The organism is Hydrogenivirga sp. 128-5-R1-1, from assembly GCF_000171895.1.
Genome location: NZ_ABHJ01000360.1, coordinates 1 through 1,434 on the forward strand (window position 1 = coordinate 1; position 1,434 = coordinate 1,434).

3 protein-coding genes are annotated in these 1,434 nt (G+C 28.2%); all 3 read left to right on the forward strand.

Annotated features, from left to right (window positions below):
• The first annotated feature begins 242 nt into the window (after positions 1 to 242).
• The 3 genes from HG1285_RS01635 (at position 243) to HG1285_RS20580 (ending at position 1,434) form a co-directional block, all read left to right on the forward strand.
• Positions 243 to 485, forward strand: coding sequence for a hypothetical protein (locus tag HG1285_RS01635; protein WP_008289345.1), 243 nt, complete (start codon positions 243 to 245; stop codon positions 483 to 485).
• Positions 486 to 550: 65 nt separating this feature from the next.
• Positions 551 to 1,189 (forward strand): phosphoserine phosphatase PspA, encoded by a 639-nt coding sequence (locus tag HG1285_RS01630; RefSeq protein WP_008289346.1) that lies wholly within the window; start codon positions 551 to 553, stop codon positions 1,187 to 1,189.
• 113 nt (positions 1,190 to 1,302) lie between these two features.
• On the forward strand, positions 1,303 to 1,434 hold the full coding sequence (locus HG1285_RS20580; protein ID WP_255347768.1) for a hypothetical protein: 132 nt from the start codon (positions 1,303 to 1,305) through the stop codon (positions 1,432 to 1,434).

Below are 1,434 nucleotides of genomic sequence, written 5' to 3' on the forward strand. Positions count from 1 at the left end.
GAAAATTCAGTTAAATAAAAATCTATCACAGCAGGATGTGGATGACATTTATGCATTTTTAAAATCACTAACAGGAAAACTGTCTAATGACATAAAAACTGTACCCATCTTACCATCTTTAAACTAAATATAAACTATATAAACAGTATATTTTTCACCTTTTTTATATTTCATATTGACAAAGATAAAAGAGTATATATTCTTAAATATTAGTATGCATTTACTTTCTGAGGGGGTGCAAGATGATAAAAATTGAACACATAGGCAACAGTCTAAAGGCTATAAAAATTGGCGAAATTTCCTTTGTAATTTGTAAAGAAAAACTAAATGAAATTTTGAAAAAAATTGAAAAATTTGAAAATTTTGAAGTTGAGAGTATTTCCAACAAAAAAATAATTTTTAGGAAAAATCCTACAAAAGGAATCTATGAAATCATAGACAATTATCTTAAAAAATTGGAAAAAATACGCATCAGATTAGATTAAAAATAAACTTTTAATGTTTCTTATTGTAAAATATATATTACATCTAAAAATTTAGAGGTGGTATATTGGTAGTTAGGATTATATACACTAGGCATGCAGAAAGTCTCTGGAATCCTATTGGTAGATATCAAGGAAGATTAGACCCTGAACTTTCAGATAGAGGACATAAGCAAGCTGAAAGACTGGCAAAAGCATTAAAAAAATACAATCCTGTAGCAATATATTCAAGTCCTTTAAAAAGAACTTATATGACTGCAGAGTATATAAGCAAAGAACTTAATTTACCAATTAATATAAATGAAGATATTATAGAAATAGACCACGGTGATTGGTCAGGAATGCTTGTTAAAGAAGTAAGAGAAAAATATCCTGACATGTTTCATGACTGGCTTTATCATCCAGAAACTGTGAAATTTCCAAACGGTGAATCTTTATATGATGTTTATGAAAGAGTAAAAAAATTTCAGGAAGATATGTTTAAAAAACACGATGGAGAGACTATAATAGCTGTATCACACACTGTTCCTATTAGGGCTTCTTTTGTATCAGGTTTAAATCTTCCCCTTGAAAAATTCTGGTCTTTTGGATGTGATAATGCTTCTTACTCAATACTTGATTTTGACCATATTAGACCAATTCTTTATAAATTAAATAACACATACTTTCTGGAAGAACTATTTGTACCGGCACTTGATGCACTGTAAGGTGGAAAAATGGATAAAACATTAATAATAGAAATAGTGCTTTTAATAGTTGGTGTAGGTGTAATGGTTGTACCAACTTTTTATAAAATCAAAAAACTTAAAGAGAAAGAAAAGTGAATATAGGTCTTCCAAAAGGAGTAAAGATATTTTCTTCAGAAGAAACAAACTTATTAAGATATATTGAAGATAACATATCTAAACTATTGAGAAATGGGGTTATGACAGATTTATTTACCGGATTTTGA

Bases quoted from the DNA above. Each gene is read 5' to 3' on its own strand.
- HG1285_RS01635 (WP_008289345.1), top strand. From the start codon at position 243: ATGATAAAAATTGAACACATAGGCAACAGTCTAAAGGCTATAAAAATT.